Below are 20,495 nucleotides of genomic sequence, written 5' to 3'. Positions count from 1 at the left end.
TCCCTGCTCGGGTCATGTGCTCGTACGGTCGTGCTGTGCGGCTGTGCGGCTCGCGCGGCTGTTGCTGTGCTGCGGTGCGGTGCTGCCGGGGTCCTGCCCCGGGCGGCCGGCCCCCTCCGGCAGGCCACCGGCCGTTCGAACGTTCCGCTTCGTTCAAGTATGCCATTTGGCGCGGCATATCTGCTTGTGCAAATAGTTCTGCTTATGGCCGATTACCGGGAGCCTCCTGGGTCCAGGCGGTCGCGCAGAGTGCCGAGGCCAACTCCTCCTCGTACCAGGCCGCCGCCAACCAGGCGGCCGCGAAGGCGTCGTGGTCGTCCGCGACCACTCGGCCGAAGACGTCGCGCGGCTGGTCCACCGCCGCCCCGAGCAGACCCTCCAGCAGCGCTGCGCCGGTGGCCAGCCCCGCCGACCGCAACCGGGCCCGGTCGTCGCGCGCCGCACCGGTCCCCAGTGCCAGCACCGCCCGGCCGCCGGTCACCGCCTGCTCCACCCGGCGGGACAGCAGGTGCACCGGCGTGCTCGGCGGGAGCGACCCCGCCGGCAGGGCCGTGAGCGGCGGGACGGCGTCCAGGGGCGGGAGGGCCAGGTCCGCCGTCTGGAGCCGCTCCAGGCCGAGATTGACCCGGCCCGCGCGATCGGCGGGCAGGGCGAGGGCCGGGGCCGGGGTCTCCGGGGCTCGATCCTCCGGGGCTCGGTCCCCAAGGGGCGGCGTGGACGGGGGCTCGCCGACCGCCAGCAGGCGCAGCTCGGGGCGGGCCGAGCGCTCCAGGCGGCCGATCACCCGCAGCCGCAGGCCGGGGGCGGTCGCCAGCAGCGCGAGGTTGCCCCGGTGGGCCAGCCCCGGGTGGTCGTGCGCGGCACGCAGCGCCACCACCACTCCCCCGCAGTCCGCCAGCAGGCTCGGCTCCCCGCCCGGCCCGTGCGGGACCGCCCCGAGCAGCGTCACGTCCAGGAACAGGAGTTCACCCCCGGCCGGCCGGACCTCCGGGGGCAGTGCGGCCGCGCCGAGCGCCCGCGCCACCTGCGCGGCAGGCGGCTCTGCCCAGAGCCGGGCCGCCGGCTCGGCCGTCCAGGCCGCCCCCGCCGCGCGCACCGCCCGGACCGAGGCGCCCGCCCCGAGCCGCCCGGCCGCCGACCTGGTCGCGCCCTGCACGGCCAGCCCGGCCCGGGTGAACTCGCGGTGGCTGAGCATCGCGTCGCCCAGCCGGACCGCCCGGTTGCCGGCGCCGACCGCCTGCGGCGCCGCCGCGGCGGCGTCGGTGTGCGGCATGATCTCGGCCATCGTGTGCAGGCCGCCGCCCGCGTCGACCGCCCAGGTGAGCACACCCGCGTGAGTGGCCGTCAGCACCGGCTCGGAGAACAGTCCGTACAGCCGCAGCCCGCCCGCCGCCGTGTACACCTGGCGGGCCGTCCCCCGCAGGGCGGCGACATCCGGACCGGCGGTGTCCGCCGCGGCGGCGGCGGACAGGGCCGTACTGAGGCCGAGCAGCTCGCGCAGACCGGCCACCAGGTCGGCGAGCCGGTGGTCCGGTTCGCCCGACCGGGCCGCCCGGATCCGGGTGACCACCGCCACCGCCGCGGCCGCCGGCCGGTGCAGCCCGGCCAGCCGGGCCCGGTGGGCCGCCCGCAACAGCTCCGCCTGGAGCACCGCGCCCGCACCGCCCACGCCCGCCGCGAGGGCGGCGGAGGCCACCCGGTGCAGCAGGTCGACGGCGGCGCGTTCGGCGGCGCCGAGCGTTCCGGCGGCCGGATCGTCGTCGTGCGGCGCGTCGTGCGGCGCGCCGGGGAGAGCGGCCGCCGGGGCGGTGGCCGGGGGCTCGCCCTCGGCCGGGGCCGGTTCCACCTGTTCCGCCGACGGTTCGCCGTCGGCCAGCGGGCAGACCGTGACCGCCGCCGCCCGGTGCACGCACGCCGGCGCCAGCAGGCAGCCGCAGCGCACATCGCCCGACGTGGCCACCACCCCGCCCGGCGCGTGCAGAACGAGCTCCGTCTCCTCGTCCACGGCGATCCGCCACTCCTCGCCGGTCCGTTCCACCGGCCGTTCGGCCAGTTTGGCGGCCGCACCGTCCAGGCGCTTCTGCAGCCGCGCCGACAGTCCGGCCACCACCTCGGCGACCACCTCCGGTCGCACCGCCGGCCACTGCACCCGCGAACCCGTCACGCCCTGCACCGCCTCCGTCATCGGACCTTCTCCCCCACCCAGCGGGCCAGTTCGAGCGGACTGAGCGCCGCCACCGGCATCCCGGCCGCGACCAGCCGGCTCGCGATCGCCTTCGAGTACCGGGCCGTGCCGGTGTCGTCCAGCGCGGCGCAACCCAGCAGATGGCACCCGGAGTCGACCAGCGCCCGGGTCTGCGCCAGCAGCCCGCCGACCGGACCGCCCTCCTCGAAGTCGCTGACCACCGCGATCAGCGTGCGGGACGGCACCGTCACCAGCTCCCGCGCGTACTTCAGCCCGGCGGCGATGTGGGTACCGCCGCCGATCCGGACCTCCAGGAGCAGGCCGAGCGGATCCGTCACCCGGTCGGTCAGGTCGACCACCTCGGTCGAGAAGGCGACGAAGTGCGTGCTCAGCGAGGGCACCCCGGCCAGGATCGACGCGGTCAGCGCCGCCCAGACCGTGGACGACTCCATCGAGCCGGAGACGTCCACGACCAGGATCAACCGCCAGTCGGACGCCTGCTTGGCCCGGGTCCGGAACACCGGGCGCTCCGGCACGATCACCATGCCGCCCGGCTCGGTGCCGGTACCGCTGCCGCTGCTGCTGCCGGTGCCGCTGTCGGCCGAGGGGGCGGCGGGGCGGGCGGTCGCCAGGTTGGCGCGGATGGTGCGGTGCAGGTCCAGGCCGCCGCCGGGGCGCCGGCTCGGACGCGGCACGCTGATCCCGGTGAGGGCGGGGCGCAGCCTGGTCGCCAGCTCCCGGCTCAACTCGTCGACCAGGCGCCGGACCAGCGGCCGCAGCGCGGCCAACCGGGCCTCGGGCAGACCGCCCGCGTGCTCCAGGACGGTGCGCAACAGGTCGACCGACGGCCGCACGGCCCCCGGGTCGATCGCCTCCAGGGCGTCGCCGCGCCCGTGGGCCACGGCCGCCGCCAGCACCTCCTCCCGGATGCCGGGCCCGAACAGGGCGGTCAGCTCCTCGGACCACTCGCGCACGCCCGGGTACGGCGCCTCGCGGCCGCCCCGGTTGCCGCCCGCCCCGCCCCGGCCCTCCAGACCGGGGCCGGAGCCCTCGCCGTGCCCCGTGCCGTAGAGCTCGTCCAGCGCGGACGCGAGCCGCGAGGCACGGCCGCCGGGGCGGCCGCTGCCCGGTCGGCCGAGGAGCAGCCGCCAGCGTTCGGCCGCGCCGAGGGCGTGGGAGCCGGACGGCTCGGGGACGGGCTCGGGGACGGGTGCCTCCTCGGCCGGGGCCTGGTCGGCGGGTGCCGCCTCGGTGGGAGCCGGGAGGCTCGGTGGGAGCAGCCCCCGGCGGGCGAGTGCGGAACGGGCTGCGAGGTCGGCGCGGGACCAGTCGGCGAGCAGCGCGGGCGGCACCTCCTCCGGCAGCGTGTCCAGCCGGGCTCCCAGGCGCTCCTCGACGAGCGTCAGCAGCCGGTCCCGGGCCGCCGGGCTGAGTGTGTCGAACCCACCGCGCAGGGCGGGCAGCCGGTCCAGGAAGGCGTTGTCCGGGAGGGTGGCGATCCGCTCCAGCAGTGGTTCCAGCGCCTCGGGCGCGGTGGCGAACAGGCTCTCGGCGGCCGTCAGCAGTCCGACCAGCGACCGGCCCAGGGCATGCCGGGCGTCGGGGCCGGTGGCGCCGTCGACCCAGGAGGCGGCCCGGTCGCCGAACACCGCCGGGACCTCCTGCCGGAGCAGCACCCGCACCGCACCGGCCGCACCGCGCACCAAGGGGCTCCCCCGGTCGGCGAGTTCGGCCAGCGTGTGGCGCAGCCGCAGACCGCCGGCGAGGTCGGCCCGCCGGGCCAGCTCGACCAGCGCCCTGGCGTCCTCGGCCTCGTCCGATCCGCCGAGCCCCTCCAGCTGCCGCACCGCCGCCACCGTCACCACCTCCGCGGCGGCAGCCACGGCGGCCAGGAACGAGTCCTCCGCCCCGGGGCCGGTGGCGGCCGACGGGTCGGCGGCCACACCGGGGTCGGGGATGCCGGTCACCGGGCCCGGGAGCGGGCGGTGGGTGGCGGTGAGGCGGTCCAGGAGGGCGAGGGCGTCGAGGAGTTCGGGCAGGGTGCCGCTCTCCGGGAGGACGGCCGTCAGCTGGGCGAGGCGGATGCCGGTGAGGGCCGGGAGGCCGCAGGCGTCGGCGTCGGCGAGGCCCCGGAGGACCTCGCGGGCGGTCGGGCCGTCGGCCTGCCGCTCCCGGCGCAGCCGCTCGCGCAGCGCTCCCTCGGCGGCCTGGGCCGGGGTGACGCCCTGAGTCCCGGCGACGGTGAGCATCGCGGCGACGGTCGGGGTCCAGCGGACCCGCCAGCGGGTGGTGAGGGTCTCGGTCCCGCCGGCGCCGGTGGACTCGACCGGTTCGGCGTAGGGGACGCCGCAGGCGGTGAGCCGGTGGAGCAGGAGCTCGCGGCGGCGGTCGAGGGCCGAGCGGAGCGGGTCGAGGCGCAGTTCGCGCGGGTTGGGCTCGGCGGTGTCGCCGGGGCCGGGCAGGCCCAGCTCGGTGAGGAGTCGCTCGACGGCGGGGGCGAGGCCGCTGCGCGGGGCGGCCGGGGTGGGTACGCCGGTGCGGGTGCCGACCAGGACCCGTTCCAGTGCGCGGGCCACCGCCCGGCCCCGGCCGAGCGGTTCGCCCTGGGCGAGGGCGGTCTGCACGGCCTCGACCAACTCGCCCCGGCCGGGGGCCGCCAGACCGCGCAGCCGGGCGAGGTCGCCGGCGAGGCGGACGATCTCGCGGGCGTCGGCCGGGCCGGAGGGGTGGTCCTGGCCGCGCAGGGCCTCGCAGATCCGCACGGCGGTGGTGACCAGTGCCTCGGCCAGCCGGTCCTGGTCCCCGGCGGCGTCGAGCACGGTGTGCTGCCACTCGGGGTCGCGGATGCCGGCCGGGTAGCCGGAGCGGGCGTCGAGCAGCGGGTAGGTGTAGGGGATCAGGGAGACGACGTGGCGGCCCTCCGGCACCCGGTCGGGGGCGAGGCCGGAATCGGGGCCGGGATCGGGCCCGGGTGCCCCGGCGGCGTCCACCCCGGCCGGGAGGAGCGCGGGCGCGTGGAAGGCTCCGACGACGGCGGCCACCCGGCGTCCGCCTTCGGCCGCCTCCCGGATGCACGCCCGCATCCAGGCCTCGCGCCGCAGGTCGTACGGGTCGACACCGGTGCCGTCCGAGGCGTCGCGGCGCAGCGCCCAGCCGACCAGCAGCGCGGCGCGGCGGACGGCCTCCGGGGTGGAGCCGGGGGCGGCGGTCTCGACCAGGCGGTCCCAGAGGTCCTCGTCGTCCTCGCGGCCGGTGAGGCGGTGCCGGAGGGCGTCGGCGACGCCGGGCCGGGGAGTACCAGGGCCGGTGCTGTCCCGGTCGGTGCGGCCGGCGTACCGGTCGCGGACGGCGAGGGGAAGGTCGCAGGCGACCGTCTCGACGCCGTTCCGGCGGGCCCAGCGCAGGGCGGCGAGTTCGGGCGAGAAGTCGGCGAACGGGTAGAAGGCGAGCCCGCCGCCCTCGGCCGCGTCGTCCGAGCGGTCGGCGGCGGGTGCGGCGGCGAGGGCGACCGGGGCCCGGGTGGCCTCGTCCGCGAGCAGGCCGAGCCAGGGCTGGAACTCGGTGGGCAGCTCGACCAGCAGGACATCGGGCCGGGCGGCGTCCAGCAGCGCGGGCACGACGACGCTGAGCGACGGGGCGTGGTGGCGCACCCCGATCAGGAAGGGCCCGGGCGCGTCGAGGCCGGAGGCGGCCAGTCGGGCCGCCTCGGTCGCGACCGTCCCTCGCGGGTCGTCGTGGCCGAGGTCCGCCCCGCCGGGCGGCACCGCGCTGCTCATCTGTTCACCTCTCGGTGGAAGTTCGGGGAGGGGGAAGGGTGGTGCGCGAAGGGGTGTGCGGGGCCGGGGCCGGCCCGCCGCCCTGGTGACGGCGGGCCGGCCGGACGGCCTAGTGCTCCAGGGCGGAGCGCAGCTCCCACAGGGTGCGCCAGGTGGCGGCGCCCTGTTCGGCGCGGCGGCGGACCGGGCCGTCCCAGTAGCCGAGCAGTCGGGCGGCGTCGGCCGGGTCGTCCTTGCGGACGACGCCGATCAGCTGGCCGGGGAGCCGGCCGAGCAGGTCGCCGCCGTCGGGCAGGTACGCGGCGCCGACCCCGATCGCGGTGGCCACCGAGACCGCCTCGGCGGTGCTCATCACGGTGGACGGGCGTTCGACGTCCCAGCCCTCGGTGGAGCGGCCGGTCCGCAGGTCGCGGAAGGCCGTGACCAGGGCCTCCAGCACCGCGTCGTCGACCGCGTAGGCGGCCCCGGCGCGGGCGACGGCGGCGGTGGACTGGCGGCGGACCAGCTCGACCTCGGCCGCCAGGCTGCCGATCGACCCGACCGTCTCGAAGTTGAACCGGCGCTTGAGCGCCGCGGACATCTCACTGACGCCCTTGTCCCGCAGGTTCGCGGTGGCGATCAGGGTGAAGCCGGGGGCGGCGTGCAGCTGGCCGTCCGGGGTGCCGGCCAGCTCGGGGACGGCGATCCGCCGCTCGGAGAGCAGCGAGACCAGGGCGTCCTGGACCTCCGGGAGGCAGCGGGTGACCTCCTCGACCCGGGCGACCGCGCCGGTGGTCATCGCGCTGAGCACCGGGGAGGGCACCAGCGCCTCGCGGCTGGGGCCCTTGGCGAGCAGCAGGGCGTAGTTCCAGCCGTACTTGAGCTGGTCCTCGGTGGTGCCGGCGGTGCCCTGGACGGTGAGCGCGCTGGTGCCGCAGACGGCGGCGGCGAGCAGTTCGGAGAGCATCGACTTGGCGGTGCCGGGCTCGCCGACGAGCAGCAGGCCGCGCTCGCCGGCGAGGGTGACGACGCAGCGCTCGACGAGGGCCCGCTCGCCGACGAACTTCTGCTCGATCGCCAGGCTCTTGCGGCCTGCCTTGAGCTTCTTGCCGCCGCTGCCCATCACGAAGGTGACGACGGCGCGCGGGGTGAGCCGCCAGCCGGGCGGGCGCGGGCCGGAGTCGTGCGCGGCGAGGAACTCCAGTTCGGCGGCGAACCGCTCCTCCGGCGGGACGACCTGCCGGGCCGGGGTGTCGGTGCCGGCGGTGGAGGTACTGGTGGCGGGAGTGGTGGTCATCGGCGGGCCTTCCTGCGCTTGCCGGTCCGGAGCTCTTCGAAGCCCGGGGCGTCCCCGTCGGTGACGCGCTGCCAGGCCCGGGCGAACAGCTCCGGGACGGCGAACCGCGGCAGCACGTCGTGGTGGGTGGGGAGATCGTAGAGGGCGGCCTTCCAGGTCTCGACGGGCAGACCGGGGGCCTTGGCCTCCTGCCAGCCGCCGGGGAGGAAGAGGGTGCGCCCGGCGCGGGCCCGCTTGGCCTCCATGACCAGGCCGGAGGCGAGGAGTTCGGCGCGCGCCTTCTTCAGCCGGGCCGGCTTCCAGCCCGTCCAGCGCGCGACATTGCGGTCGGTCGGGTCCGGCAGCGCGAGCAGCTGGAGGTAGAGGACGGCGGCGTCCTCGCCGAGCTCGTGGGTCTTGGCGACCTCGGCGACCAGCTCGGGCACCGTGAGCAGCGGGTGGTGGGGCCAGACCTCGGCCCCTTCGGCCGGAGCACCCGCAGCACTGGCAGCACCGGCAGCACCGGCGGCGTCGGGGAGCTCCGGCAGGACGACCAGCCGGTCCAGCTCCCCGCCCAGGAGCGCCGTGAGCACCGTCCGCTGACGGGACAGCCAGTAGCTGTCGCCCAGCCCGGCCAGCTGGTCCAGCGCCTGGTCCTGCGCGCCGTCGAGGCCGGCCGGGCGCCACCAGATCTGCTCCGCCTCGTCGTGCGTCGGCGAGAGCACCAGGGCCTCGCCGCAGCGGACCAGCCCGTCCGCGTCGGCGCCGCCCTCGGCGGGCAGGCCGAAGCGGGCGCGCAGCACGGCGGCCAGCGGCTCGCCCTTGCTGTTGCGGCGCAGGTCGTAGGCGAGCAGCAGCCCCGGGTCGGCCAGGCGGGTGTGCAGGGCCCGGACGGCGGGTGCGAGCGAGGCCCGCAGCGGGCTGTTCCAGGGCAGCCGGTAGGCGAGCCAGGCGATCGCGTCGGCGGCCTCGGACAGGGTGCTGTAGTCCGGCAGGGCCAGCGGGTCCTCGGCCTGGAGGACGGGCGTGGCCGCCTCCCCCAGGGGGAGCACCCGTTGGCGGGTGGTGCGGCTCAGCCACGGGGTGGTCGCGAAGTTGAGGATCTCCTCGACCTTCTGGATGGTGGTGCCGCTGACGGTGGACTGCTCCGCCTCGGGCAGGGTGACCAGCCGGCCGAGGCGGGCCGTCCAGTGCGCGGCGCCGGCGGCACTGTCCGGGCCGGTGCTCCAGAGTTCCTCCGGGTCGGCGGGCAGCAGGGCGGACCAGACCTCGCCGAGGGCCTCCCGTTCGCACCCGCGCAGCCAGTCCCGGGCGGCCTTGGCCTCGCCGGACTTGAGGCCGTACTCCTTGAGCGCCTCGGGGGGCAGCGGCGCGCCGTACCAGTGGATCAGCGCCTCGGTGGGGCTGAACAGCAGGGTAGAGCGGACGGCGCCGATGCCGGTGCGCGCGCCGAAGTCGGCGGCGCGATCGGGGCGGTGGGTCATCGCGCCGTGCTCGCGGAGCAGGGCGGTGAAGCGGGCCACCCACGCCGCGTCGACGCTCTCCTCGGTGCCGCGCTCCTCGGCGGTGCCGAAGTGGGCGACCGCGCCGAAGGCCCCGCTCGGGTCGTGGTCGACGGCGATCCAGTGCGCCTTGTCCTCGTGGTGGTGGCTGCAGGCGAGGACGACGACGGTGCGGTCGCCGTGCCGCCAGACCTGGCCGGCCCGCCGCTCGTGCTTGCCCTGCTTGGCGGTGGGGTCGGTCAGCGGCTCGGTGAGGACGATCTCGCGCAGGGTGGCGCCCCGGTCGGCGAGCGGACCGGCGGTGAGCTCGGTGAGCAGCAGCGCGAGCGAGTCGCGCTGCTCGGCGGAGGTGAGCGGGGCGGCCGCCGCGTAGGCGAGGGTGCCGAGGCGGCCGAGGGTCTGCAGCCAGCCCTGGTGGTCGTCGTCGCCGTGCAGCGCGATCCGGTGCGGGGTGCTCCAGCCGTCGCCCTCGGCCGCGGGGGGCTCGGCGAGGACGGCGGTGACGGCCCTGAGGTTGTTGAGGACGCGGTAGTTGGCGCTGCGGTCCCAGGAGCGGCCGAAGCCGCCGACACCGGGCAGCAGCAGGGCGACGGCCTGGCCGAGCTCGTAGTCGGTGCCGTGCTCGGGCCGGTAGGCGCACTCGACGGCACCGGAGCCGCCGACGGTTCGGCCGTCGTCCTCGGGCTGCGGCAGGTAGCGGGCGATCCGGTCGAGCAGGTCGGCGGCGGTGCGGGCGAGGCCGGTGACGCCGGCCAGCAGCAGCCTGTGGGTGATGCCGGGCAGGACGCCGGCGACGGCGTCGACCGGCAGCCGCTCCTCGGCCTTGTCGCTGCTGACGACCGGGCGGCGCACGCCCTGGACGGTGATCCAGCGCTGCCGGGCGGCGGGAACGGGCTCGGCGTCGGCCGGCCAGGCGGCGTCGACGAGCCGGGCGGCCTGCTCGTGGCTGATGCCGCGCAGCTCGGTCGAGCCCTGCTCGTCGCGCGGGCGCAGGACGTGCCAGTGGGAGAGCGGCAGAACGAGGGCGGTGCCGGCGCCGCCGAGGCCGCCGGGGCGGCCGGGTTCGAAGTCGGCGGTGAAGCCGGCCGGGTCGGCGGTGACGGTGCCCTCGGCCGGGGAGTCCGCGGCGGGCAGGGCGAGGGCCAGGTGGCGTCCGCGGCCCTCCTGGAGGACCGGCCGGCCGCCGCCGGGCAGGATGAGCCGACCGAGCGGGTACAGCGATCCGCCGCCGGTGTTGTCCGCGACGAGCGTGGTGCCGTCGGCGGTGACGGTGGTGATCCGCTTGCCGTCCTTCCGGAGCCAGCTGCCGAGGACGGTCCCGTCGGTGCCGAGCGGCGTACCCTCCAGACCGGGCTGGAGCGGCAGCAGCCAGGTGCGGCGGAGGTCGAGGACGCCCGCCGCGGCGCCGGCGGCGATCCGCGGCGGTTCGGAGGCGCGGCCCGCGGTGCCGGTGGCGGCGTCGAGCTCCTCCAGGACGGGTACGCCGGCGCGCCGCTGGGCCGTCCAGTGGCCGGTGCCGTCGCCGAGGACGCGGTCCTCGGCGGGCAGGACGGTGTCGCCGACGTGCAGCGGCCGGTGGCCGCCGGTGCGGCCGCCGCCGGGCAGCGGCAGGGTCGGCGTCTCGATGTCGCCGCCGCCGTAGTAGTGGGCGATCTGCTCGCCGCCGAGCTCGAAGATCTCGGCGGGCCGGCCGGACCAGTAGGCCCGCTGCTTGCCCTCGTGGGCCCAGGCGACCAGGAGTTCGCCGTCGACGAAGCGGAAGCGGGGGCGGTGCCAGGAGTCGAGCTTGTCGGGGATGCGCAGGGTGTGTTCGAACAGGATGCCCTGCGGGCCGGCTACCACGACCTGGTTGCCGCGGGCGAGCACCAGGTGCGGCCAGGCCTCCTCCAGCAGCAGCCCCTCGGGGAGGTTGCGGCCGCTGCCGACGCCGGGGGTGTCCGAGGCCTCGACGCCGAGCCGGACGAGCGCCTCCTCCAGGGCGGGCCAGCCGAGTTCGTCGAGGATCCCGCCGCGCAGGGTGTCGGCGAGCAGCGCGGTCACGTCGAGTGCGGCGATCCGCCGTGCGGCGGCCGGGTTCTCGTCGCGGATGCCGGTGCGGTGGGCGCTCAGCTGGTGCAGGATGCCGCTCGCGCTCTCCAGGCCGCGGGCGGCCGTCAGCTCGTCGGCGCGGGCGTCGGACCACTCGACGAAGAGCTCGCGCAGGACCGGTCGGGCGGCGAGGCGGCGGCTGTCGACGGTGTCCCAGACGGCCGGGACGGCGGCGCGCAGCGCGGGCCGGAAGCGGGGGTCGGCGGCGAGGGCGGCGAGGGTGCGGCCGTCGGTGTCGGAGGCGGCGACCCAGTCCTGGAGGACGAAGGTGTGGCCCTCGGCCGGGTCGGCGACCGGGACGCCCTCGGCGAGCAGCAGGTCGAGCAGTTCCAGCTGGGTGGCGCTGCGGCGCACGCCGGTGAAGAGGTCGACGGGTACGGCCTCGGCGCGCAGCCGGTCGAGCATCCGGTGGGCCAGCGCGACGGTCTCGGTGCTGAGGCCGATGGTGCGCCAGCCCCGGCCGAGGTGGTTGGTCCAGCGCTGGAGCCAGGCGGCGGCCGGCTCGGCGGGAAGATCCGCCGACGCCCCGGCCGCCGGGTCGGCGGGCAGGTCGGTGAGCAGGCGCTCGGCGCCGCTCTCCGCCAGCACGGCGAGCCAGCCGGCGTCCTGGCGGGTGCGGTCGTCGTTGCCCGGCGGGTCGGGCATCAGCTCCAGCAGGCGGGCGCGCACGGCGGCGTCGCCCCGGCCGAGCTCGACGACGGCCTCGTGCCAGCTCTTCCAGAAGGTGCCGGGCGCGCGGTTGACGGCGGGTGAGGCGAGGAGTTCGAGCAGCAGGGCGCGCTCGTGCTCGTCCCGCTCCAGCCCGGCGGCCTTGAGCAGGGTGCGGGCGTCCTCGGCGACCCCGGCGTAGGGGGCCATGCCGGCCGCCGATCGCTCGGTGCACAGCTGGCGGAACCGCTGCCAGGCGGTCAGCGGGTCGAGCCGGCCGCTCAGCTCCTTGACGTACTGGCGCAGCGCCTTGACGGTGAGGGCGCCGGCCAGCGCGAACTCCAGGAAGACGGCGCGCAGCCGCTCCTCGTCGACGGCCAGGTTGTGGGTGCGCTCGGCCTCGCGGGCCCGGCCGAAGAAGGTGCTCGCGTAGGTCTGGTTCTCCTGCTCGAGGAAGATCCGGCCGACCTGCTCGCAGTAGGTGGGCAGGAAGTGCGGGACGGCGCGGCCGAGCCGGCGGCCCAGCTCGTCGAAGCCGTCCTTGGCGTTGCCCGGCTTGGACTTGGCCTGGCGGGCGAGCCGCTCCATCTCCTTGACCAGGGCGAGCGCGTGGTGGCCGTTGGCCGGGTCGTGGACGAGCGCCCAGGCGGGGAAGCCCAGTGCCTCCTGGCGGACCTGGCCGACCTCGACCGGCTCCTCGGCGGGGACGAGCCCGAGGAAGTCGACGGCGAGGTCCTCGGCGGGTCCGAGCGCGCCGGGGACCAGGCGGACGATCCGGCGGCCGTCGAGCGCGGGGTGGGCGTAGGCGCGGGCGGTGAGGACGTCGGCGGCGCTGTCGGGGGTGCCGGCGCCGGGCAGGGTGCCGGGGGCGAGGATCGCCCCGGACTCCAGCAGCCGCTGGTGGCGGTCGGCTCCGCCGAGGGCACCGGTGGCGGTGCGGTCGGGCCCGGTGGTGGTGCTCATGCGGCTTCCTCCCCTTCGATCGTGCGGCCGGCGTACAGTGCGGCGGCCATCCGCATCCCCTCGGACCAGGCGACCGGTCCGACCTCGGCCAGCGGCAGGACCTTGCCGTCCGGGCCGGTCCAGCTGAGCGCGCCGGTCTCGCACTCGTCGTACTCGTAGTAGTCGCCGACCCAGACCCGGGCCTCCAGGGCCCGCCCGTCCTCGACCACGGGCAGCACGGCGTGCCCGCCGCGGACCCGGTGGCCGAGCCTGGCGCAGCGGCCGAGCAGCTCGCGCAGCGCGGCGTAGCGGCCGCCCGCGTAGGTGTCGACCTGGGTGCCGGTGACGCCCGCCGGCCGGTGCCAGACCTCCCGGTACAGCTGCTGGACCTGCTGGGAGACGCCGAGTTCGACGGCGAACTCGCGCAGTTCGTCGAGCTCGTCCAGCAGGACCGGGTGGGGTATCCGCAGCTCGCTGCCGGTGAGCCGGACGGTGTCCCCGTCGAGGTCGACCAGGCCGATGCCGCGCTCGGCGTCGGCCCCGCGCAGGAAGCCGGCCACCTCGCCGTCGGCCCCCGTGACCACGAGGTCGCGCAGGACCTCGCGCCACGCCTCGTCCGCCCAGACGGCGGTGACGACGGCGGCGGGCACCGGCAGCGAGCGCACCATCCACCGCTCGGCGGTCTCCAGGCAGCCGCGCCGGTGGGCGTCCAGCCAGTCGGTGAGCTGCCGGAGTCCGAGCACCACCGGATCGTCGTTCAGCTTCGGCGGGACGGCTTTCAGCTGACGGCCCGCCGCATTGCGGCAGACCACCTTGCCCTCCTCGTCGAAGGCGACGAAATAGCCGCCCGAACCCGTTTCAACCCACGCCACGGCCGCTCTCCTCCCAGCTGGTCGGTCAGTTGGGAGGAACGTAACGGGACACACTGACAACGCGGCGGGCAGGGAGGGGTACTGAACGGTAGGAAGTGGCGGATCCCCGGTCGAACCGCGTTCAAACCGCTCGAACGAGTGGCCGGATACGACTCTCCGTCACCCGCCGTTGACTTCCAGTCGCAGAATCCGGTCGTCGCCCGGCCGCGGCGAGCCCCGGCCGTCGGTGTTGTCGGTGACGAGGAGCAGGGTGCCGTCCCCGTCGGCCGCCACGGTGCGCAGCCGGCCGTACTCGCCCTTGAGGAAGTCCTGCGGGGCGCCGGCCGCCCGGTCGCCGTCCACCGGGACCCGCCAGAGCCGGGTGCCGCGCAGCGCGGCCACCCAAACCGCGCCGCGGGCGAAGGCGATGCCGCTCGGCGAGGCGTCGGCGGTGTGCCACTGGGCGATCGGGTCGGTGAACCCCGCCCGCCCGGCGGCGCCCTCGACGGTGGGCCAGCCGTAGTTGCCGCCGGGGGTGATGAGGTTCAGCTCGTCCCAGGTGTCCTGGCCGAACTCCGAGGCCCAGAGCCGCCCCTGCGGGTCCCAGGCCAGCCCCTGGATGTTGCGGTGGCCGAGCGACCAGACCGGCGAGCCGGGGAACGGGTTGCCGGGCGCGGGGTCGCCGTCGCGGGTCAGCCGGAGGATCTTGCCGCCGAGGGAGTCGCGGTCCTGGGCGAGCGAGCGGTCGTTGGCGTCGCCGGTACCGGCGTAGAGGAAGCCGTCCGGGCCGAACGCGATCCGCCCGCCGTTGTGCCGGGGCCCGTGCGGGATACCGCTGAACAGGAGCGTGGGGGCGCCGAGTCGGGAACCGCTGGGCCGGGAGGGGTCGAGGTCGAACCGGACGATCCGGTTGTCCGAGCCGGTGGAGAAGTACGCGTACACCTGGTGGTCGGTGGCGAAGTCCGGCGAGAGGGCGAGGCCGAGCAGGCCGCCCTCGCCGCCGGAGGTGACACCCGGGACGGTACCGGCCACCGCCTTGCCGCCGTCCTTCGCCGAGACCCGCAGGATCCGGGCGCTGTCGCGTTCGGAGACCAGCAGGTCTCCGCCGGGCAGGACGGCCAGGGCCCAAGGGGACGCGAGGCCGTCGGTGACGGTGCCCCGGACGGACACCGAGGCGGGGGCGGGAGCGGAGGAAGAGGAGGGCGCGGGAGCGTCGGTCGAGGCGGAGGCCGTCGGAGCAACGGGCGTCGGAGCAGGGGTCGTCGGAGCAGGGGGCGTCGACGCGGAGACCGCCGGCGTGGAGACCACCGGGGTGGGCACGGAGGCCGCAGCACCCGCCCCCGAGGACGACCCGCCGGCCGGCTCGGGACCGGCGGCCGAGGAACAGCCCGCCGCGGCGGCCGAGCCGAGGGCGATGGCGACGAGCAGGGCGGCGGTACGGCGGGGCATCGGTGACCCTCCCGGAGGCGGCGCGGGCGCGGCGGCGGCACGGACGTCCGGCGGACGCCCGTCCAGCAGACCACACCGGGCCCGGCGCCCGCCCGGCAACCCGCCGCGCCCCCAGGTCCGTTCGGAGGACCCCCGAGGACCGGACCGGTCAGGCCGCCGCCCGGCTCCCCGCACGCGGGACGATCACCGGCGCGCCGTCCCCGGGGGCCGCGAGCACATCGCTGTCGACGTCGTACAGCGCCCGCACCAGCGGCGCGTCCACCACCTCGCGCGGCGGACCGCAGGCGATCATCTCGCCGCCGCGCATCGCCACCACCAGGTCGGCGTAGCGGGCGGCCGCCGCGAGGTCGTGCAGCACCATGACAACGGTGCGCCCGCCCGCCGCGACCTCCCGCACCAGCTCCAGCACCTCGACCGCGTGGCCGAGGTCGAGGGCGCTGGTCGGCTCGTCGAGCAGGACCACGGGCGCGTCCTGGGCCAGCACCATGGCGAGCCAGCAGCGCTGCCGCTGCCCGCCGGAGAGCCGGTCGAGCCGGCGGTCGGCGAACTCCTCGACACCGGTGGCCCGCAGGGCCTCGGCGGTGAGCCGCTCGTCGTCGGCGGACCACTGCCGGAACAGGCCCTGGTGCGGGTGGCGGCCGTAGCGGACCAGCCCGGCCACGGTGACCGCCTCCGGCGCCTGCGGGCTCTGCGGCAGCAGCGCGACCCGGTGCGCGGCCTGCCGGGGGCGCAGCTTCCAGATGTCCTCGCCGCCGACCAGCACCCGGCCGGAGTCGGGCCGGTGCAGCCGGGCGATCGATCGCAGCAGGGTGGACTTGCCGCAGCCGTTCGGGCCGACGACGGCCACCACCTGCCCGCCGGGCACGGTGAGGTCGACGCCGCCGAGCACCGGGCGTCCGGGGCCGTAGCCGGCCTTGAGGCCCTCGACCGTCAACTCCATGGCGGATTCCTCGGTTTCGCAAAGATGGCGGGTTGGCAACGATGGCGGGACGGCACAGATGCCGGGACAGCAGAGATGCCGGGACAGCGGGGATGGGGCGCAGCGGGCAAGGGACCGCGGTGGGGAAACACCGAACGGCGGGCGCCCGGTGAGGAGGGCGCCCGCCGTCGGCGGGTCACTTGGCGGCGAGCGCCTTGCCGATGTCGCCGATCACGACGTCCGCGGCGAGCGGGCCGCCGCGGGTCGACCAGACCGAACCGTCCACGGTCACGGTGTGGTTGTTCTTCACGGCGCCGAGCTCCTGGTAGGCGGGCTTGGACTGGACGTCCTTCAGCGCGGCCTTGCCGTCGTCGGTGAGGGTGGACAGGAACAGCCAGTCGCCGTCGATCTCGTTGATCTTCTCCAGGCTCAGCGCCGGGGTGTGCGCGTTGCCGTCCTTGTCCTGGGCCTTCGGGCGGGTCAGGCCCATGTCGAGGGCGACGCCGCTGGCGAACTGCTTCTTCTCCATCCAGCTGGGACCGGTCGGGTTCCAGCGGACGATGGAGACGGCCGCGCCCTTGTTGGCGCCCAGCTCGCCGCCGGCCTTGACGGCCTTGGCGTCGTAGTCGGCGATGACCTTGTTGGCCTGCTCCAGCTTGTTGAGGGCGTTTCCGATTCCGCGGAAGGAGAGCTTCCAGTCGTCGGTCGGAGCCATCGTGACCAGGGTGGCGGGGGTGATCTCGCGCAGCTGCTTGAGGACCTGCTGGTCCTGCATGTCGCCGGCCAGGATGAGGTCGGGCTTGGCGGCGATCACCTTGTCCATGACGGGCTGGAGCAGGTTGCCGACCACCGGGATGCCCTGGACCTTGTCCTTCAGGTACGCCGGCGGCTCGTTGAGGCCCTGGCCGTTGGTGATGCCGGCCGGCTTGAGGCCGAGGGCGAGCACCGCGTCGAGGTCCTCCTGGGTGAGGGTGACGATGCGCTTGGGCTCGGCGGGGATCTCGACGGCCGTACCGGTGGCGTCCTTGACGGTCCGCTTGTCACCGGCGGCCGGGGCGGCCGGGCTGCCCGCGGCGGTCGAGGCGCCCGCGGTCGTGGCGGCGGACGGGGAGCCCTTGTCGGAGGACGCCTTGTCGGAGGAGCCCGACGAGCCGCAGCCGACGAGCAGGAGCGTGGCCGCCCCGGTGGCGGCCACCGCCTGGACCGCACGACGGCGGGCGAGGTGCAGCGGGCTCTGGGGGGTGGACATGGATGCCTCCGGGCAAGGGTGTTACGTACGGGCCGTACGGACTGACGGTGCGGAATACGACGGTGCAGCGGTGGTGCGGTGACGCGAACCGGGATGATCCGGACAGATGCCCCCCGACTCGGACGCCCGTCCGACCGCGCTGAGCATTAGGTTAGCCTTACCTTATGACATTGTCGCAAGTGGGTGCCGTCGAAGCGGCCGGCGCGGAGCCCTCCGCCCCCGCACCGCCGACGGCCGACCGGTCCCGCCGCACCGCCTGGATCACCCTCGGCGGCATCCTCGCCGCACTGCTCGCGCTGACGGCGCTCTCGCTGTCCGTCGGCGCCGGCGAGGTGGGCCCCGGCCGCGTGCTGGACTACCTGCTCGACACCGACGGCGCCCGCGCCGACAGCCGCCTCGCCCTGGTCGTCGGCGACCTGCGCCTCCCCCGCACCCTGACCGCGCTGCTGGTCGGCGCCGCACTCGGGGTGGCGGGCGCCCAACTCCAGGCCGTCACCCGCAATCCGCTCGCCGAGACCGGCCTGCTCGGCGTCAACGCCGGCGCCTCGCTCGGCGTCGTCCTCGGCATCGCCGTGCTCGGCGTCCAGACCTCCTACGGCTACCTCGCCTTCGCCTTCGGCGGCGCCGTCCTGGCCAGCGGACTCGTGCTGGCGATCGCCGGCAGCCGGGGCGGCGGCTCCCCCATGCGGCTCGTCCTCGGCGGCTCCGCCGTCGGCGCCACCTTCGGCGGCCTCACCGGCGTACTGATCGTCAACTCCCCCGAGGCGTACGACCGCTACCGGGTCTGGGTGCTCGGCTCGCTGGCCGGCGTGGAGGGCTGGACCACCCTGGGCCAGCTCGCCCCGGTGCTCGGGGTCGGCTTCGTGGTCGCCCTGCTCACCACCCGGCCGCTGTCCGCGCTCGCGCTCGGCGACGACCTCGCCCGCGGCCTCGGCCACCGCCCCGGCGCCACCCGCGCCGCCGTCGCGCTCGCCGTCACCCTGCTCACCGCCTCCGCCGTCGCCCTGGCCGGGCCGATCTCCTTCCTCGGCCTGCTCGCCGGCTTCCTGGCGCGGGCCGCGGCCGGCCCCCGGGTCGGCCGGCTCACCCTGCTCGCCGGGCTCGTCGGCGCCGCCGTGCTGACCGGGGCGGACGTGCTCGCCCGGGTGGTCGCCCGGCCCTTCGAGGCCCCCGTGTCGGTCATCGTCGCACTGGTCGGCGCGCCCACGCTGATCGCCATCGTGCGGTCCAGGAAGAACGCCGCGCTCGGACTGACCGACACCGCCCCCACCGAGTCCTCCGGCCGCAGCGGCCACCCGGAGGAGAAGCCGCCCAGGCCGGACGTGGTGATCCGGCGCGGCGCGCTGTCCGTCCTGCTCCCGCGGCGCTCGGCACTGGCCGCGCTCGGCCTCGCCGCCGCGCTGCTCGCCGCCGTGGTGGTGTCCGCGCACGCCGGTCAGAGCGAACTCGACCTCGGCTCCACCTTCCGGGCCGTCTTCGGCTACGGCGACCGCCTCGACGTCCTGCTGGTGCAGAAGTTCCGGCTCGGCCGGATCGTCGCCGGCCTGGCCGCCGGCGCCGCGCTCGGCCTGGCCGGCTGCCTCACCCAGACGCTGGCCCGCAACCGGCTCGCCACCCCCGAACTGCTCGGCGTCAACGACGGCGCCACCGCCGCCGTACTGATCTCCGTCACCGCCACCGGCGCGTTCGGCGCCTGGTGGGCCGGGCCGATCGGCGCGCTGGTCGCCGTCGCCGTGGTCACCGCCGTCTCCGGCGGCCTCGGCGCCCGCGGCTACCGGGTGCTCGTGGTCGGCCTCGCCATGTCGGCGCTCGCCTCCGCGATCATCCAGGTCGCGATGGCCCGGCGCTCGCTCAGCTCCGCCTCCTCGCTGTACGTCTGGACCTCCGGCAGCCTCAACGGCCGGGACTACGAGGTCGCCACCCCCGTGCTGATCGGCCTCGCCGTCCTGGTGCCGGTCGCACTGGTGGTGGCCCGCCGGCTGGCGGTGCTGCGCTTCGACGACAATGTGGCCTCCTCGCTCGGCGTCGACCCCGGCCGGGTCCGGCTCGCCTGCCTGCTGCTGGCGGTGGCACTCGCCGGACTCGCCGTCGGGATCTGCGGACCGGTCGGCTTCGTCGCGCTGGCCGCCCCCGTCGTGGCCGGCCGGCTGGCCGGGCCGTCCCGCGTCCCGGTGCTCGGCTCGGCCCTGGTCGGCGCGGTGCTGATCGTGCTCGCCGACACCCTCGGCCGGGTCCTGATCTCCGGCGTCGAGATCCCGGTCGGCATCGTCACCACCGTGCTCGGCGGCCCGTTCCTGCTCTGGGTGTTGCTCGGCCGCAAGGGCAACCCCGCCTGATCATCGAGGAGTTCTCACAGTGCAGAACGAACAGCCCTGCCCGGCAACAGCGAATGAGCAGCCCGGCACCGCGGCGCAGCACGGACAGCCCGGCCCCGACGACGCGTTCTGGGCCCGGGTGGCCGCCGAGGGCGCCCCGCTGGTCGACCCCGACCCCGAGGACCCGGCCTACCGGCAGGTGACCTTCGTGCTGCGCGACGAGCCGGGCGAGGCGCCGTACGACGGCGTGCTCGCGCTCGTCCACACCGTCACCGACAAGGACCGGCACGCCGGCGACCTCACCCCGCACCTGATGGAGCGCCGGGCCGGCGGCTGGTCGCGCACCTACCGGCTGCGCGCCGACCACCGGGCGTCCTACCAGCTGTACCCGGTGCGCGGGACCGTCCCCGGTACCCATCGGGCGGACTGGCTGAAGGTCCTGGACGACGCCCGTCCCGACCCGCTCGACCGGGGCCCCCGGCTGCCCGGCCGCGACGGACGCCACCCCTCCTCGGTGCTCGCCCTGCCCGAGGCGCTTCCCCAGCCGTACGCCGAACGCCGCCCGGAGGTCCCGCGCGGGCGCACCGTGCGCGCCGAGGCGGCCGGGCGGACGATCGACGTCCACCTGCCCGCCGGGCACCGCGCGGACGGCGGCCCCTACCCGGTGCTGGTCCTGCTGGACGGCGACGTGTGGGGCGGACAGCTGTCGGTCGGCGACACCCTGGACAACCTGACGGCCGAGGGGCTGATCCCGCCGACCGTCGCGCTGCTCGTCCACACCCCGCCCCGGACCCGGCCCGACGACCTCAGCTGCAACCCGGACTTCGTCGACCTGCTGGCCGACCGGGTGCTGCCCTGGGCCGGCGCCGAGTACCGGGCCACCGCCGACCCGGCCCGCACCGTGATCGCCGGCCAGAGCGCGGGCGGGCTGACCGCCGCCTTCGCCGCCTTCCACCGGCCGGCCCGGTTCGGCAACGCGCTCTCCCAGTCCGGCTCCTTCTGGTGGCCGGACCCCACCGAGCACAACGACGGCAGCGAGTGGCTGACCCGCCGGTTCGCCGCCGCCGAGCGGCGCGACGCCCGCTTCTGGGTGGAGGCCGGCCTCCAGGAGTGGCTGCTGCTCCCGCAGAACCGCAACCTGCGCGACGTGCTGCTCGACCGGGGCTACGACCTCGCCTACCGCGAGTTCAACGGCGGGCACGACTACGCCTGCTGGCGCGGTGGCCTCGCCGACGGCCTGGTCCACCTGCTGGGGCAGCGCGGCTGACACCCGAACACCCAGGGGTGGTGGGTGCGGCGGCCGCACCCACCACCCC

General features: G+C 76.5%; 10 protein-coding genes. 2 read left to right on the top strand and 8 right to left on the bottom strand.

Annotated features, from left to right (window positions below; all coding sequences use genetic code 11):
• Positions 1-202 precede the first annotated feature (202 nt).
• From IF01_RS0103970 to IF01_RS0103935, 8 genes are all read right to left on the bottom strand, one after another.
• The gene (locus IF01_RS0103970; RefSeq protein ID WP_030391832.1) at positions 203-2,185 is read right to left on the bottom strand and encodes a hypothetical protein; all 1,983 of its coding nucleotides are present in this window, start codon (positions 2,183-2,185) and stop codon (positions 203-205) included.
• Positions 2,182-5,961 (bottom strand): DUF5682 family protein, encoded by a 3,780-nt coding sequence (locus tag IF01_RS0103965; RefSeq protein WP_078879638.1) that lies wholly within the window; start codon positions 5,959-5,961, stop codon positions 2,182-2,184. Before IF01_RS0103965 ends, IF01_RS0103970 begins: the two co-directional genes overlap by 4 nt.
• A gap of 109 nt (positions 5,962-6,070) precedes the next feature.
• Positions 6,071-7,237: an ATP-binding protein gene (locus IF01_RS0103960; protein WP_030391830.1), complete on the bottom strand. Its 1,167-nt coding sequence runs from the start codon at positions 7,235-7,237 to the stop codon at positions 6,071-6,073.
• Entirely contained in the window at positions 7,234-12,417 is a 5,184-nt protein-coding gene (locus tag IF01_RS0103955; protein WP_051754893.1) for a hypothetical protein, read from the bottom strand. The genes IF01_RS0103960 and IF01_RS0103955 overlap by 4 nt, the downstream gene beginning before the upstream one ends.
• Positions 12,414-13,268, bottom strand: a complete 855-nt coding sequence (locus IF01_RS0103950) for a DUF4132 domain-containing protein (RefSeq protein WP_030391828.1) — start codon at positions 13,266-13,268, stop codon at positions 12,414-12,416. Before IF01_RS0103950 ends, IF01_RS0103955 begins: the two co-directional genes overlap by 4 nt.
• Positions 13,269-13,427: 159 nt before the next feature.
• Entirely contained in the window at positions 13,428-14,696 is a 1,269-nt protein-coding gene (locus IF01_RS0103945) for a PQQ-dependent sugar dehydrogenase (RefSeq protein WP_030391827.1), read from the bottom strand.
• Between the two features lie 148 nt (positions 14,697-14,844).
• Positions 14,845-15,636: an ABC transporter ATP-binding protein gene (locus IF01_RS0103940; RefSeq protein ID WP_030391826.1), complete on the bottom strand. Its 792-nt coding sequence runs from the start codon at positions 15,634-15,636 to the stop codon at positions 14,845-14,847.
• Between the two features lie 175 nt (positions 15,637-15,811).
• Entirely contained in the window at positions 15,812-16,864 is a 1,053-nt protein-coding gene (locus IF01_RS0103935) for an ABC transporter substrate-binding protein (RefSeq protein ID WP_030391825.1), read from the bottom strand.
• 164 nt (positions 16,865-17,028) lie between these two features.
• On the opposite strand from IF01_RS0103935, the gene fhuB reads away from it, so the two are divergent.
• Entirely contained in the window at positions 17,029-19,200 is a 2,172-nt protein-coding gene (gene fhuB, locus IF01_RS0103930) for a Fe(3+)-hydroxamate ABC transporter permease FhuB (protein ID WP_030391824.1), read from the top strand.
• Between the two features lie 19 nt (positions 19,201-19,219).
• On the top strand, positions 19,220-20,446 hold the full coding sequence (gene fes, locus IF01_RS0103925; protein WP_051754892.1) for an enterochelin esterase: 1,227 nt from the start codon (positions 19,220-19,222) through the stop codon (positions 20,444-20,446).
• Positions 20,447-20,495 lie beyond the last annotated feature (49 nt).

It is taken from the genome of Kitasatospora purpeofusca, assembly GCF_000718025.1.
Taxonomy (GTDB): Bacteria; Actinomycetota; Actinomycetes; order Streptomycetales; family Streptomycetaceae; genus Kitasatospora; species Kitasatospora purpeofusca.
The sequence above is the reverse complement of the archived record's forward strand: the minus strand, read 5'-3'. Positions and strand labels throughout refer to the sequence as shown.

Coding starts and splice junctions, on each gene's coding strand:
- IF01_RS0103955 (WP_051754893.1), bottom strand. CDS start 12,417: ATGAGCACCACCACCGGGCCCGACCGCACCGCCACCGGTGCCCTCGGC.
- IF01_RS0103945 (WP_030391827.1), bottom strand. CDS start 14,696: ATGCCCCGCCGTACCGCCGCCCTGCTCGTCGCCATCGCCCTCGGCTCG.
- IF01_RS0103970 (WP_030391832.1), bottom strand. CDS start 2,185: ATGACGGAGGCGGTGCAGGGCGTGACGGGTTCGCGGGTGCAGTGGCCG.
- IF01_RS0103965 (WP_078879638.1), bottom strand. CDS start 5,961: ATGAGCAGCGCGGTGCCGCCCGGCGGGGCGGACCTCGGCCACGACGAC.
- IF01_RS0103940 (WP_030391826.1), bottom strand. CDS start 15,636: ATGGAGTTGACGGTCGAGGGCCTCAAGGCCGGCTACGGCCCCGGACGC.
- IF01_RS0103935 (WP_030391825.1), bottom strand. CDS start 16,864: ATGTCCACCCCCCAGAGCCCGCTGCACCTCGCCCGCCGTCGTGCGGTC.
- IF01_RS0103960 (WP_030391830.1), bottom strand. CDS start 7,237: ATGACCACCACTCCCGCCACCAGTACCTCCACCGCCGGCACCGACACC.
- fhuB (WP_030391824.1), top strand. CDS start 17,029: ATGACATTGTCGCAAGTGGGTGCCGTCGAAGCGGCCGGCGCGGAGCCC.